At 71.3% G+C, this 12,517-nt stretch carries 11 protein-coding genes and 2 pseudogenes; 7 read left to right on the top strand and 6 right to left on the bottom strand.

What is annotated here, in order from left to right:
* Nucleotides 1-204: 204 nt before the first annotated feature.
* Nucleotides 205-369: pseudogene (locus tag ACIQFU_RS38265) on the top strand (pirin family protein); the annotation flags it as partial.
* Between the two features lie 61 nt (nucleotides 370-430).
* On the opposite strand, the gene ACIQFU_RS38260 reads toward ACIQFU_RS38265, so the two are convergent.
* Nucleotides 431-1,288 (bottom strand): aldo/keto reductase, encoded by an 858-nt coding sequence (locus tag ACIQFU_RS38260; protein ID WP_402557976.1) that lies wholly within the window; start codon nucleotides 1,286-1,288, stop codon nucleotides 431-433.
* 606 nt (nucleotides 1,289-1,894) lie between these two features.
* On the opposite strand from ACIQFU_RS38260, the gene ACIQFU_RS38255 reads away from it, so the two are divergent.
* The 5 genes and pseudogenes from ACIQFU_RS38255 to ACIQFU_RS38235 all read left to right on the top strand — a co-directional run bounded on the left by ACIQFU_RS38255 (nucleotide 1,895) and on the right by ACIQFU_RS38235 (nucleotide 7,055).
* Entirely contained in the window at nucleotides 1,895-3,043 is a 1,149-nt protein-coding gene (locus ACIQFU_RS38255) for a cupin domain-containing protein (protein ID WP_402557974.1), read from the top strand.
* Nucleotides 3,040-3,951: a sucrase ferredoxin gene (locus ACIQFU_RS38250; RefSeq protein WP_402557973.1), complete on the top strand. Its 912-nt coding sequence runs from the start codon at nucleotides 3,040-3,042 to the stop codon at nucleotides 3,949-3,951. Before ACIQFU_RS38255 ends, ACIQFU_RS38250 begins: the two co-directional genes overlap by 4 nt.
* Nucleotides 3,952-4,060: 109 nt before the next feature.
* Nucleotides 4,061-4,201: a hypothetical protein gene (locus ACIQFU_RS38245; RefSeq protein WP_402557971.1), complete on the top strand. Its 141-nt coding sequence runs from the start codon at nucleotides 4,061-4,063 to the stop codon at nucleotides 4,199-4,201.
* Nucleotides 4,194-6,583 (top strand): annotated as a pseudogene (locus ACIQFU_RS38240) (molybdopterin oxidoreductase family protein). The gene ACIQFU_RS38245 and the pseudogene ACIQFU_RS38240 overlap by 8 nt, the downstream one beginning before the upstream one ends.
* A gap of 13 nt (nucleotides 6,584-6,596) precedes the next feature.
* Entirely contained in the window at nucleotides 6,597-7,055 is a 459-nt protein-coding gene (locus tag ACIQFU_RS38235; protein WP_402557969.1) for a hypothetical protein, read from the top strand.
* A 27-nt stretch (nucleotides 7,056-7,082) separates the two neighbouring features.
* On the opposite strand, the gene ACIQFU_RS38230 is transcribed toward ACIQFU_RS38235, so the two are convergent.
* The 4 genes from ACIQFU_RS38230 to ACIQFU_RS38215 form a co-directional block, all read right to left on the bottom strand.
* Nucleotides 7,083-7,367 carry an MGMT family protein gene (locus ACIQFU_RS38230; RefSeq protein ID WP_402557968.1) on the bottom strand — a complete coding sequence of 95 codons (285 nt, stop codon included), beginning with the start codon at nucleotides 7,365-7,367 and terminating at the stop codon, nucleotides 7,083-7,085.
* 80 nt (nucleotides 7,368-7,447) lie between these two features.
* Nucleotides 7,448-7,657: a DUF2945 domain-containing protein gene (locus tag ACIQFU_RS38225; protein ID WP_402557967.1), complete on the bottom strand. Its 210-nt coding sequence runs from the start codon at nucleotides 7,655-7,657 to the stop codon at nucleotides 7,448-7,450.
* A 117-nt stretch (nucleotides 7,658-7,774) separates the two neighbouring features.
* A complete protein-coding gene (locus tag ACIQFU_RS38220; RefSeq protein ID WP_402557965.1) occupies nucleotides 7,775-7,966 on the bottom strand; it encodes a hypothetical protein in 192 nt (63 codons plus the stop codon).
* Between the two features lie 9 nt (nucleotides 7,967-7,975).
* Entirely contained in the window at nucleotides 7,976-8,488 is a 513-nt protein-coding gene (locus ACIQFU_RS38215) for a hypothetical protein (RefSeq protein WP_402557978.1), read from the bottom strand.
* A 328-nt stretch (nucleotides 8,489-8,816) separates the two neighbouring features.
* Here ACIQFU_RS38215 and ACIQFU_RS38210 point away from each other — a divergent pair, with 328 nt between their 5' ends.
* Entirely contained in the window at nucleotides 8,817-10,298 is a 1,482-nt protein-coding gene (locus ACIQFU_RS38210) for a DHA2 family efflux MFS transporter permease subunit (RefSeq protein WP_402557964.1), read from the top strand.
* Nucleotides 10,299-10,402: 104 nt separating this feature from the next.
* Here the strand turns inward: ACIQFU_RS38210 and ACIQFU_RS38205 are convergent, their stop codons facing one another.
* The gene (locus ACIQFU_RS38205) at nucleotides 10,403-12,229 is read right to left on the bottom strand and encodes a glycoside hydrolase family 3 protein (RefSeq protein ID WP_402557963.1); all 1,827 of its coding nucleotides are present in this window, start codon (nucleotides 12,227-12,229) and stop codon (nucleotides 10,403-10,405) included.
* Between the last annotated feature and the right edge of the window lie 288 nt (nucleotides 12,230-12,517).

The raw sequence follows: 12,517 nt of genomic DNA, 5'->3' as shown, positions 1-12,517 counted from the left end.
GACCGATACCGCACCTTGTACGCGTGCGGGCACTTCGACCACCGCGACCGCGGATGCTCACACTCCTTGAAAAACGAACCCATCCCACGAACCAAGCCAGTGGCACTCACGGTTGCTGACCCCTCCAGGACCGATGACGACAGTTTGCTCACCGTCGTCGATCCGGAACACCGCTGACCTGCGCAAATGTGTGCAGGATTCGCTATGTTCTGGAACTGGATCGGGCGCTCCCAGGAGGAGATCGTACAGGCCCGCCGGGACTGGATGGAAGGGACACGGTTCGGCGAGGTCAAGGGCTACGACGGAGCCCCGCTGCCCGCCCCGGAGCTGCCGGCGGTGCCGTTGAAGCCGCGCGGAAGGGTGCGTTGACCTGCGGAAATGACGGACGCGTCGATGGCGGCCAGTCGACCGGGACGCCCTGCCTCGCGCCTCACTTGCCGCTGTACACGGGGAACGCGCTGTGCTCGCCGTAGTCCACGTCGCGCAGGTCCCGCAGGGCGTCCATGTCGTCGTCGGAGATCTCGAAGTCCACGTCGGCGTTGGAGCGCATGTGAGCGGGGTTCGCCGTCTTGGGCAGCGACACCGTGCGCAGCTGCAGGGTGTAGCGGATGCACAGCTGCGGGACGGACACGCCGTACTTCTCCGCCATCGTCTGGACTTCGGTGTTCCGCAGGATCGCGCCGTGTGCGATCGGCGAGTACGCCTCGACGCGGATCTGCCTGCCCTCGCAGTACTCCAGGAGCTGCGCAGGGGTGTTGCCGGCGTGGACCAGCAGCTGGTTCACGTGCGGTACGACGGCCGCGTCCTGGAGGATGTTCTCCAGGTCCTCCTGCTGGAAGTTGGACACCCCGATGGAGCGGATCCTGCCGGCCCGATGGGCTTCTTCGAGCGCGCGCCATGCCGCGCGGTTGCCCTCGGCGTAGTCGCCGCCACGGAAGTCGTCCCACGGCTGCGGGCTGTGGATGAGCATCAGGTCGATGTACTCGATGCCGAGCTTCTGCAGTGACCCGTCGATCGCGTCGACGGCCTGGTCGTAGTCCTTGATCTCTGCCGCGAGTTTGGTCGAGACGAACAGTTCTTCGCGGGGCACAACGGCGGTGCGCACGCCCTCCCCGACGCCGCGCTCGTTGCCGTAGGCCTGGGCGGTGTCGATGTTGCGGTAGCCGGTCTCCACGGCTGCGCGGACCGCCTCGGCCGCCCGGTCGTCGTCGATGAACCAGGTACCGAGCCCCAGCTTGGGGATCTCGACCCCGTTGGACAGGGTGTAGGTCTCGTCCAGGATGGTCATGCGTGCGCTCCGTTCTTCGGCAGCTGGCCGTACACCTCGCGCTGCCGCTGTGAGGGTGCCCTGTCAGTACGTCCTTCAACAGGGTCTCCCAAGTCAAGACCCGGCGCGTTTCCGGCCGCCCGGCCGAGGTGACCGGACGCGACGCCGCCAGGGCTCTCGCTCGAGTCGAGGCTTCGGTCGGGTGGCGCTACGGTGGCGGTGGGGGGGCTCACGAGAGACCGCCGCGTGCGGTGATCAGACCCGCGCGTCGGGAGCCCGGTCTCTACCTGCCAGACCCGCAGGAGGAGTCATGGCCAGTCCTGAGCAGGACCCCAACCAGCAAGAAGGCCCCGCGGACGGTGGTGCGGCGGGGACGCCCGGTGTGCATGACGGTGGGGCCGATGGTGGTGCGGAGGGTCCGGCGGACGGTGGTGCCGCGGGGACGCCCGGTGTGCATGACGGTGGGGCCGATGGTGGTGCGGAGGGTCCGGCGGACGGTGGTGCGGCCGGGACGCCCGGTGTGCACGACGGCGGCGCCGATGGAGGCGCGGACGATTCCTCCAGCGGCACTTGAACGCCCTCCCCGGCGGATCTCGGCACCGCGGCCCCGCGACACCGGGCGCCGGGGTGCTGGACCGCCTGACCGACCTGAGCCGGGAAGAATTCGCCCGTGACGTCTGGGCGCGGACGGCGCGGCACACACGGCGAGCGGACGACTTCTCCGATCTGTTCTCCGCGGACGCCGTCGACGAACTGGTCTCGCGCCGCGGGCTGCGTACACCGTTCCTCCGCATGGCCAAGGACGGCTCCGCGCTGCCCGAGACGTCGTTCACCTCGTCCGCCGGTGTCGGAGCCACCATTTCCGACCAGCTCGACGACACCGCCGTGTGGCGGGCGTTCCGCGACGGGGCCACGCTCGTGCTGCAGGCGCTCCAGCGCACCTGGCAGCCGGTCGGGGACTTCGTCGCGGGCCTCGGCTCGGAGCTCGGGCACCCCGTGCAGGCCAATGCGTACATCACCCCACCGCAGAGCCGAGGGTTCGACGACCACTACGACGTCCACGACGTCTTCGTCGTCCAGATCCAGGGAACCAAGCGCTGGCTGATCCACGAGCCCGTCCACCCGGACCCCCTGCGCGACCAGCCCTGGACCGACCGGCGTTCGGCCGTGGCCGAGGCCGCGAAGGGCGACGCCCGCATCGACACCGTCCTCGAACCGGGCGACACCCTCTACCTGCCGCGAGGGTGGCTGCACTCCGCCCGGGCGCAGGGCGCGGTCTCCATCCACCTGACCCTGGGCATCCACACCTGGACGCGGTACGCGCTGGCCGAACAGCTCACCCGGGCGGCCCTCGCGCTGCTGCGCGACGACCCCCGGATGCGCACCACCCTCGCCCTCGGAGTCGGAGAACCGCGCGACGAGATCGACCTCGTCCGGGGCCTCCTCGTCGCCGCCGTCGAGGAGGCGGACCCCGCACCGCTGTTCCACCGGGCCCGGCGCGGGCAGGGACGGCCCGCGCCGCTCGGGCCGCTGAGCCAGTTCGAGGCCGTCGAAGGACTCGGGCCCGACTCCGCGGTGCGGCTGCGTCCGGGGCTCCGGGCGAGCCTGGAGGGCCAGTGCCTGCGTACCCGCGTGGGCCGGCTCGAGTTCCCCCGGAGCGACACGGCGTCCGTGACCCGCCTGCTCGACGGTGGCGTACACACGGCCGGCGACCTCGGCGTCGCACTCGCCGGGAGGCTGCTGCGCGCGGGCGTACTGGTGCCCGCCGACCCGTGACGCCCGAGGCGGCTGCGACCGGCCCCTTCTTCTGCTCCGACGCCGCCCGCACCCGCGGCGACCCCGTCGGCGGCACGGCACCGTACGGCGGCGTCTGGATCCTCGTCGAACACCGGGGAGGCTGGCCGGCCAACGGATTCGACGGTCTCGACCTCCGGCCGGACGTCAAGACACGCGTGTACCGCGCCGCGCAGGCGGTACGGGCTCGGATCCTCCTGGTCAGGCGGCACGGGCGCCGCACGTCCTCGGGTGCCGCGCCGCACTGGGCCGTACTGCGCCACGAGCGTTCCGGGGCCCACCGACAGCGATGGGGCACCTGGCGCTCGGACGCGGACCTGGCCGAGGTCGCGGAGGCCCTCGACGCCCCGGGAGAAGCAGCTCTGCCGCCCGTCGTCCTCGTCTGCGCGCACGGTCAGCACGACCCCTGCTGCGCGGTGCGCGGACGGCCCGTGGCACGTGCGCTGAGCGAGCGGTGGCCGGACCTCGTGTGGGAGTGCACGCACGTCGGCGGCGACAGGTACGCCGCGAACGTCCTCGTCGCGCCCGACGGCGTCTACTACGGCGGCCTCGACGCCCGGTCGTCCGTCGAGGCGGTCGGGGAGCATCTGGCCGGCCGGATCCACGCCGAGCACCTGCGCGGGTACACGGACCTCTTCCCACCGCAGCAGGCCGCCGTCGCCGCCGTCCTCGAACTGGCCGGACCCGCGGGCCGGCAGGACTACGCGGTCACCGAGACCTCGCGCGACGGCGACCGCTGGAGGATCCGCGTCGCGGGCCGCCCGCCCCGCGAGGCACTGTTCGACGTCGAGGTCCGGTCGTACCGCACCCCACCGCACCGGTTGACGTGCCGCGGGGCGGCGAGGAGCTCGGCCGTGATCTACGAAGTCACCTCGATCCGTGCGGCGTGAGCGCGTCGCGCGCCCTGGACGGCGGAGTCCGTCGTCGTCGTTCGGCCACCCCGCTCCGGGATGCGGCATGTTCCTCGATGTCGCAAGAATCTGTGCATAGCCGTCGTTCATGGCCGACATCGCCGGGGTGGAGGTGCGGATCGGCTTCGCGGCATGGACCGCGGTGGCGGTCGCCGTGGTCAAGGCAGTCATCCAGCCCGAGAGGAAGCGCTCGGACACAGCCACACGAGAGGACGACAGGCATGGTTAGCGATCGCATCGCGGACATCTGGGGGCCGGGCACCCCGCACACCGCGGGTACGCCGTGGCCACGGCGCGTGGACCAGTACCTGATCGACGGGGTGGGCGAGGCCGACGTCGACACCTGGGTGCGCGGCGCCTGCCTGTTGTGCTCCAACGGCTGCGGCCTGGAGGTCGCCGTCCGGGACGGCCGCATGGTGGGTGTCCGGGGACGGGCCGAGGACCGGATCAACCACGACCGTCTGGGACCCAAGGGACTGTACGGGTGGCAGGGCGAGCAGCACGACCGCCTGACCGTGCCGCTGATCCGCGAGGGCGGGCGGCTGGTCGAGACGGACTGGGAGACCGCCATGAGCCGGGTGGTCGAGCGCTCACGTGCCCTGCTGGACGGCAAGGGCCCGCTCAGCCACGCGTTCTACACCTCGGGTCAGCTGACGATCGAGGAGTACTACACGCTGGCCGTGATCGGCAAAGCGGGCATCGGCACCCCGCACATGGACGGCAACACCCGGCTGTGCACGGCCACCGCGGCCTCCGCCTTCCAGGAGAGCTTCGGCTCGGACGGGCAGCCGGGCTCGTACACGGACGTCGACAGCTGCGACGCGCTGTTCCTGTTCGGGCACAACGTCGCCGAGACCCAGAGCGTGCTGTGGGCGCGGATGCTCGACCGGCTGGAGGCGGCGGACCCGCCGCGGCTGGTGTGCGTCGACCCCCGGCGGACCAAGGTCGCCGAACGGGCGAGTGTCCATCTGCCGATTCGCAACGGCACCAACCTCGCCCTGATGAACGCCCTGGTACACGAGCTGATCGCGCACGGCTGGGCCGACCGCGACTACATCGGCGCGCACACGGTGGGCTTCGAGCAGCTCGACGCGCTGACCCGCGGGGCGACACCGGAGTGGGCCGCCGGCATCTGCGGCGTACCCGCCGACGACATCCGCGCCGCCGCCGAGATCTTCGGCACCAGCGAACGGGTGGTCTCGACCTGCTCGATGGGCTACTACCAGTCCCACCAGGCCACCGCCGCCTCCTGCCAGGTCAACAACCTGCACCTGCTGCGTGGCATGCTCGGCCGTCCCGGAGCCGGAATCCTCCAGATGAACGGCCAGCCCTCCGCGGAGAACAACCGCGAGGCCGGGTGCGGTCCCGCCCTCCCCGGATTCCGCAACTGGGACAACCCCGAGCACGTGCGGGAGCTGGCCGAACTGTGGAACGTCGACCCCATGACCATCCCGCACTGGTCTCCTCCCACCAACGCCAACGAGATCTTCCGCTACGCCGAGCAGGGCTCCGTCGGCTTCCTGTGGATCGCCGGCACCAACCCGGCGGTGTCGATGCCCGACCTCGCCCGGATCCGCCGGATCCTCTCCGGCGACCAGTGCTTCGTCGTCGTCTCCGACGGGTACCGCACCGAGACCACCGAACTCGCCGACGTGGTGCTGCCCGCGGCGCTGTGGGCGGAGAAGACCGGCACGTTCACCAACGTCGACCGCACCGTCCACCTCCAGTCGACCGCACCGTCCACCTCCAGGAGAAGGCCGTCGAGCCTCCGGGCGAGGCCCGGGGCGACCAGGCTGTTTTCACCGACTACGCCCGTCGCCTCGGCCTCGCCGACAAGGACGGCCGCCCGCTGCCGGCCTGGGACACCCCGGAGGAGGCCTTCGAGGCGTGGAAGGCGGCGAGCTCCGGACGCCCCTGCGACTACAGCGGGCTGACCTACCGGAAGCTGCACGACGTCGGCGGCATCCAGTGGCCCTGTACCGAGCAGGCACCCGAGGGCACCGAACGGCTCTACACCGACGGCGTGTTCAACACCGACGCCGGCATGTGCGAGACCTACGGCCACGACCTGGCCACCGGCGCACCGGTCGGCGAAACCGCCTACCGGGCCCGTCGCGTCGACGGGCGCGCCATCCTGAAGACCACTGCCTACGAGCACGCCTTCGAGGAACCCGACGACGCCTACCCGCTGCGGCTGACCACCGGCCGGACCGTCTACCACTGGCACACCCGCACCAAGACCCGCCGCAGCAGGCAGCTCAACGACGCCGCTCCCTCGATGTGGGTCGAGCTCTCCGAACCCGACGCCCGGCGACTGGGCATCGGCGAGGGCGACCTGGTGCGCGTCACCTCCCGCCGGGGCTCCGTCGAGGCCCCGGCACGCATCTCGCACATCCGGGAGGGCGTCGTCTTCGCGCCGTGGCACTACGGAGACGGCGGCACCGCCGCCAACGAACTCACCCTCACCGGCTGGGACCCCGTCTCCAAACAACCCGAGCTCAAGGTCGCCGCCGTCTCGGTCGAACGGATCGCGGCCGGAGACGGGCCCGCGCCGGCGCCCGTCAACACGGCCTCCGCGCCGGTCCGCCCCCTCGACACGGTCCGCGACTGAAGGGCAGCACACCATGCACCTCGTGACCTACCTGGGCTTCCAGCACACCGGCGAAGCCACCCTGGGCAGCAGCTTCACGGTCGTCTCCGAGGGCCACACCGGTGACGCCGACGTCCACTGGGCCACCGCGCGCTTCGCCCGACAGTGCGCCGCCCACCGCGAAGCACTGGCCCCCGTCCTCGACCGCCTCGGCGCGGCCGACGAGCCCGCACCCGAACGCCTCCACGCCCAGGGCCTCACCACCGCCCGGACGGGGCCCGCGGGGCTCCTGCGCGACCTGCTGGACCTCTACCAACTCGTCAACCTCGTCGACATCACCTGGCACCTCGTCACCCAGGCGGGCAGCGCCCTGCGCGACCACGAACTCCTTGAGGCCGTCGACACCTGCTCGACCGAGACCACGGCCCAACTCGACTGGCTGCGCATGCGCATGAAGACGGCCGCGCCTCAGACACTGCTCGTGGCCACCTGACCCCGGCCGGCGGAATACCGGCGCGTGTCACCGCGGCCAGTGGTGACGCGCCCGGGCCATGTCCACCCGCGCCCCGAGCATCGGCGTTCCCTCGTCCCGCAGCAGCACCGGCGCCCGCCCACCGTGGCAGGAGGGCGGCGTCCCGTCCGCGTACACGACACGCCACCACGGCACGTTCTCGTCGAGCAGGCTCATGGCCCGCCCCGCCTGGCGGGCACCGACACCGACCCGCCGACCGATGTCACCGTAGGAGGCCACGGCGCCCGCGGGGATCGAGCACACCGCGTCCCGGACGTCGTCGACGAAGGTCACGGCACCTCCAAGTCGGTTGCCGGGCAGGTGAGGTGGCCGTCGCGGACCCGCGCGTGCTCGTCGCGGACCGCCGGCCGCTCCTACGTCCTCTTCAGTGCTCCAGCCTTGTGCATGGCGACATGATCGGTCTTGTCGCTCTTTATCTCGTATTGCGGGTCTTCCGGGGAACAGCGGCGCGTATGGCCTTTGAATCGCACATCGCGGGTGTGCTTCTCGACGATGACGCCTTCGACGTATCCGGCCTCGGAGTTCCAGCGCACGTGGTCTCCCACGGAGAATTCGTCCGGCATTCGTGGTCGCTCCTTTCCGTTCCGTCCGGTCCGCACGCCCCGTCCAGTGTGCTCGGCCAGTGACGAGCCCGGCAACGAGGTTGATGGCGGTTGCCAGGATGCTGCGGGTGGCGTACATCAGGCGGACGCGTCCATCGACCACAGCACGATCCATCCGGCCGGGGTGAAGACGAGCTCCGTCGCCGCGATCCCGGCCAGGGCCCCCAGCACCGCGCCGGTTCCCAGTCCCACCGCGACACCCACCACGACCCCGACGGCGAGGGCGCCGGACAGCCGCGGTACGGCGTCCAGGGGCAACCAGGTCGTCATGGCATCACGCTAGTGGCGTCCGACCGGTGCGTCCTGGTGAGCGTGGGTGCCCGGGCACCAGCGCTGCTTCTGCGATGCCGTGACGATGCCGTAGGTGACCAGGCCGTAGACCAGGTGCGGCACCACGTCCGACGCCCAGTCGCCTCTGCTCCAGGTACGCGGGTCGCTCACCCCGAGAAGGGCCATGGGGACGTCTGCGCAGGCCATCGCCGCCGCCCCGGTCAACGCGGCACCCAGCCGCAGGGACACGCGTGCCCCGGCTCCGTGCAGCAGCGACACCGCGATGCCGACACCGGTTCCCGTGGCGATGCCCGCCAGTGCCGCCAGCGCGGAGAGCCGGTTCTCGCGTCCCGTCATCTTCGGCACCGGGTGCCCCAGCCGTGTGGCGAGTCCGTCCACCACGGCTGCGGGGGCGTTGCTGGCCGCCCGCCGCCGCACCGCCATGTCGACGTAGCCGACGGCGTTCAGTGCGGTGGTGCCGGCAGCTCCCGCTGCGCAACCCCACCCGATGTTTCGGAGGATCATGCCGTCCTGAGTTCCCAGGACGGCGGCGGCGAACCGTTGGCGCGTCCCGGCCCCGGACGTGCACCTTCCCCGTCGGCTCTCGGATCCGTAGCGGCACACCGGCGCTGGTACATTCGTGTGCCACAACGGATCGCGTGTATACCGCTCGCCTTCGAGGCGTCTGCCGTGGACCCGGTGCCCGGTGGGGTTCCGACCGCCTCGCGCGGGAGGGCGCAGCCCCTCTCCGTCTCCGCCGGAGCTCGGCGCGGTCGCGGCTGTCCGGAGGTCGCAGGTGGTGGGGGCCGGGCGACCAGGCGGCCCCGTCTTTACGTCGAAAGGCTGAGTAATGACCACGTCGCAACAGACCGAGCCAAGCCCTCCCGGGGGTGGAGCTCGCGACAAGCTCGACAGCAAGGTCCTTCTCGTCGCCGGGGTGGTCGTGCTCGGCGGGATCATGTCGATCCTGGACATCACCGTGGTCTCGGTCGGGCTGCAGACGTTCCAGAAGGAGTTCGACGCGACCTCGGCCCAGGTGGCCTGGACGATGACCGGCTACACCCTGGCGCTGGCGAGCGTCATCCCGCTCACCGGCTGGGCCGCGGACAGGTTCGGAACCAAACGGCTCTACCTGCTCGCGATCACCTTGTTCGCGGCCGGGTCCGCATTGTGCGCGGCCGCCAACTCCCTGGAGATGCTGGTCGCGTTCCGGGTCGTCCAGGGCCTGGGCGGCGGCATGCTGATGCCGCTCGGCATGACGATCCTGACGCGCGCGGCAGGCCCCGAGAGGGTCGGCCGGGTGATGGCCGTACTCGGCATCCCCATGCTGCTCGGCCCGATCTTCGGCCCCATCCTGGGCGGCTGGCTGATCGACGTCGCCTCCTGGCACTGGATCTTCCTGATCAACGTGCCGATCGGTGCCATAGCCCTCGGCTACGCCGCTGTCGTCCTGCCCAAGGACAGCGTGGAGCCCTCCGAGACCTTCGACTGGCAGGGCATGCTCATGCTGTCGCCCGGACTGGCGACCTTCCTGTACGGCGTCTCGTCCATCCCGGAGACCGGCACGGTCTGGGCCGCCAAGGTCCTCGTGCCCGCCGCCATCGGTCTGGTTCTCCTCGCCGCGTTCGTCCCCTGGGCGCTGCGGCGGCGCAACATCCACCCGCTGATCGACCTGCGGCTCTTCCGCAACAGGGACATGAGCGTCGCCGTGATCGCGATGTCGCTGTTCGCCATGGCGTTCTTCGGCGCCAGCCTGCTGTTCCCGCTCTACTTCCAGCAGGTGCGCGGGGAGTCGGCACTCGACTCGGGAGTGCTTCTCGCTCCGCAGGGCATCGGCGCCATGATCACCATGCCGATCGCCGGGATGCTCGCCGACCGCATCGGCCCCGGCAAGATCGTACTGACCGGCATCGCGGTGATCACTGTCGGCATGGGCATGTTCACGCAGCTCACCGCCGACACCTCCTATGCGTACGTCGTCACCGCGCTCTTCGTGATGGGCCTCGGCATGGGTGCCGCGATGATGCCGATCATGGCGTCGGCGCTGGCCACCCTGAAGGAGCACACGGTCGCCCGTGGATCGACGCTGATGAACATCGTCCAGCAGGTGGCGGCCTCGATAGGCACCGCTCTGTTCTCGGTGCTCCTCACCAACGGACTCAAGGACATCACCGCGACCACTCCGGACGAGGTGCGTTCGCAGATGGGTGACGCGTTCGCCTCGGTGTTCCTGGTGGCGACCGTCCTCGTCGCCGTGTGCCTCGTCCCCGCCGCGCTGCTGCCCCGCAAGAAGGTCAAGGCCGCAGACCCCACCGCCATGATGGGGCACTGAGCCCGAAGCCCGCGCCACCGGCGCGGGCGCGGACCACCGGCTGTGCGCCGGGGACATGACCCCGGCCGGGTGGCTCACGGGCCGCCCGGCCGGGCCCGCGGAGGTCAGTCGTCGTACGACAGGCCGTGACCGGTGCGGAAGAGGACCCTGGTCGGGTCGTCGGCCCGCTGGACGGGCACGGGCAGCCTGCCGCGCGGTTCGACGCGGCCGGCGATCACCCGGGCGGCGGCGCGCAGTTCGATCTCGGTCCAGCAGTAGGAGGCCAGCGAGGCCGGGACGTCGCCGAGGTGGGCGATGTCGTAGGGATTGCGCACCGCGAGGTGGACGACGGGGACGCCCGTCGCGAGCAGCCGGGACACCAGGGTGCGCTGGGCGCTGGTGGCGCCGACGTTGTCGGTGGTGACCACCACCGCGTCCCGCCCCCGTGCGGCGGCCACGGCCTCGTCGATCTTCGCGGCGTCGGGCTCCCGGCCGGTCGCGAGGTGCGTGGTGCGGTAGCCCAGATCGTCGAACGCCTTGGCCAGCTCGGGCACCGTGGTACGGGTGTCGTCGGTCGGGAAGGCCGGGCTCGCGCCGACCACGAGCAGCTTCTGCTGTCTGCGGCGCAGCGGCAGCGCCCGGTGCCTGTTGACCAGCAGGGTGGTGGTGCGCTCGGCGATCCGCGCGGCGGCGAGCCGGTGGCCGCGGGCGCCGACGACCCGGTCGACCTGCCTCTGCGAGACGTACGGGCTGCCGTCGAAGAGACCGGCCTTGTCCTTGATCCGCAGGATGCGCAGGACGGACTCGTCGAGGCGGTCCTCGGTGATCTCTCCGCTGCGGACGGCAGCGAGGACACCGTGGTAGGCGACGTCGATGTCCGGCGGGAAGAGCAGTTGGTCGGCGCCGGCCTTGAGGGCGAGGACGGGTACGCGGTCGTCGCCGTACTTGGTGCGCACGCCTTGCATGTTGAGGGCGTCGGTGACGATCACTCCGTCGAAGCCGAGCTCGTCGCGCAGCACGCCCTGGAGGATCGCGGGCGACAGGGTGGCCGGTTCGTTGCTGGGGTCGAGCGCCGGGACCTGGAGGTGCGCGGTCATGATCGAGTCGACGCCGGCGGCGATCGCGGCCCTGAAGGGCGGGGCGTCGACGCGTTCCCACTCCTCGCGGGTGTGGGTGATCACGGGCAGTCCGGTGTGGCTGTCCTGCCCGGTGTCCCCGTGGCCCGGGAAGTGCTTGGCGCAGGCCACGACGCCGGCCTGCTGATAGCCCGTCACCTGCGCCGCGACCATGCGACCGACCTCGCGGGCGTCGGCGCCGAAGGAGCGGACGTTGATGATGGGGTTGGCCGGGTTGACGTTGACGTCGGCGACCGGGGCGAAGTTCTGGTGGATGCCCAGGGCGGCGAGTTCGGTGCCCGATATCCGTCCGGCGGTGCGGGCGTCCGAGAGCGATCGGCCCGCGCCGAGCGCCATCGCGCCCGGCAGCTGGGTGACGCCGCTGCCGATGCGGACGTTGGCGCCGTGCTCCTGGTCGATGGAGATCAGGGAGGGAACGGGGGTGGGCAGGGCGAGTGAGGCCCGCTGCACACCGTTGGCCAAGTCCGCGATCTGGCTGGGGTCCTGGATGTTGTTCGCCCAGCCGGAGAAGAAGATGACACCGCCGATGTGGTACTTGGCGATGAGCTCGGCCACGGTGCGGACGCCGAGTTCACTGAGATTGCGGTCCTGGTCGGACTGGCTGGGAGAAGTCGCCGACGTCCCGTAGAAGTACGGCACGAACAGCTGGCCGATCTTCGCCTCGACGCTCATCCTGGAGACGAGCTTCTTGAGGCGGTGGTCGCGCCCGTGCGCGGCCGCGGGGGTGGCCGCCCCGCCGACGACGCCCGTGGCGCTCGCGGCGACCACGGTCGCGGAGGCGAGAACGGTTCGTCTGGACAGACTCCGGTGCTGCATGCGGACATGCTCCTTCCAGCCTTGCCCATCAGGGGATTTGAGGGAAACGCGAAGGTCCCCGAACAGCGCGAAACGTAGCCCGCGAAGACGGGTGGGGCAAGAGGTCTAGACAAAATAGGTCTAGACAAATAGGCCGAAGGTTGTCCGGGCTCGGTGGAAGCGTGGGGGGGCCCGGCCCCGGGGGGGGGGGGGGGGGCGGGGGCCCCCGCCCCCCCCCGCCGCCGCGCCCGGGCCCCCGGGGGGGGGGGGGGGCCGCGCGGCCGCCCCCCCCCCCCCCGGGGCCGCCCG

The organism is Streptomyces sp. NPDC093065 (assembly GCF_044754585.1).
Classification (GTDB): domain Bacteria; phylum Actinomycetota; class Actinomycetes; order Streptomycetales; family Streptomycetaceae; genus Streptomyces.
This window is presented reverse-complemented; position numbering and strand designations above follow the sequence as displayed.

Coding starts and splice junctions, on each gene's coding strand:
- ACIQFU_RS38220 (WP_402557965.1), bottom strand. CDS start 7,966: ATGACGACCTGGTTGCCCCTGGACGCCGTACCGCGGCTGTCCGGCGCC.
- ACIQFU_RS38225 (WP_402557967.1), bottom strand. CDS start 7,657: ATGCCGGACGAATTCTCCGTGGGAGACCACGTGCGCTGGAACTCCGAG.
- ACIQFU_RS38260 (WP_402557976.1), bottom strand. CDS start 1,288: ATGACCATCCTGGACGAGACCTACACCCTGTCCAACGGGGTCGAGATC.
- ACIQFU_RS38210 (WP_402557964.1), top strand. CDS start 8,817: ATGACCACGTCGCAACAGACCGAGCCAAGCCCTCCCGGGGGTGGAGCT.
- ACIQFU_RS38235 (WP_402557969.1), top strand. CDS start 6,597: ATGCACCTCGTGACCTACCTGGGCTTCCAGCACACCGGCGAAGCCACC.
- ACIQFU_RS38245 (WP_402557971.1), top strand. CDS start 4,061: ATGGCCGACATCGCCGGGGTGGAGGTGCGGATCGGCTTCGCGGCATGG.
- ACIQFU_RS38205 (WP_402557963.1), bottom strand. CDS start 12,229: ATGCAGCACCGGAGTCTGTCCAGACGAACCGTTCTCGCCTCCGCGACC.